The sequence below is a fragment of the Aminobacter sp. P4_D5 genome, from assembly GCF_056401815.1.
The window spans coordinates 1-711 of sequence record NZ_JBFUIP010000717.1 but is presented as its reverse complement, the minus strand read 5'-3'; the positions used below and the strand labels follow the sequence as shown (position 1 = coordinate 711).

1 protein-coding gene is annotated in these 711 nt (G+C 58.5%); it reads right to left on the bottom strand.

What is annotated here, in order from left to right; all coding sequences use genetic code 11:
* Positions 1-711: His-Xaa-Ser system radical SAM maturase HxsC (gene hxsC, locus AC1DWF_RS34535; protein WP_476842984.1), on the bottom strand; the 711-nt coding region annotated here is incomplete at both ends.

Sequence of the window (711 nt, the reverse complement as noted above, 5' to 3'; positions counted from 1 at the left end):
GAAATGGACTGCCGCGCGTATGGCCAAACGCGACGTTCAAGCAGGCAGAGCGGCAGGTTGTACACGGACACATTTATCCGCGCCGCAACGAGAATTTCCACGGCCAGAGTGAGATCGGCTTGGTAATCCACCGGGTCGATCCAAAGCTGATCTTGGTTTGCCAGCGCGAACCCCGTGTTCTCCAAACCCATCAGCGCAATATGATCGACGAACGGCAGATTGCGAGCAAACCAAGTACACGTTTCGACGAGCCCCGGCGCGGTCAGCTTATGGAGCACCAGCCTTACCTCTACCCGCTGCCCTTTATCTTTGAGCCGCAAGATCCCTAGGATAGTCTCATCGAAAGCGCCGCGGGACTGCACCACGTGGTCATGGACAACGTCCACGCATGAGTAGATTGGAATGCCGGCGCAAAGGTCGGGATGCTTTAGCGCGGCCCAAGCCGTTGCCACGTTCGGATCTGCAAATGCCCGCCCGTTCGTGAGAACGTGCACCGCGGTGCTAGGCAGCTGCTCGCGCATCCGGCCAATCAGTGGAAGGAACCGGCGCCATTCCAAAAGAGGCTCACCACCTGTGAAACCGATAGCGCTCGTATCTGGCGCCACCAACGAAAGCGCCTGGTCGATCTCGTCGATGATCCAGCTATCATCGATGTCGCGCGGCGGCTGCGAACACATAAGGAAATAATGGTCGCAGCGCTCGGTCACGAGG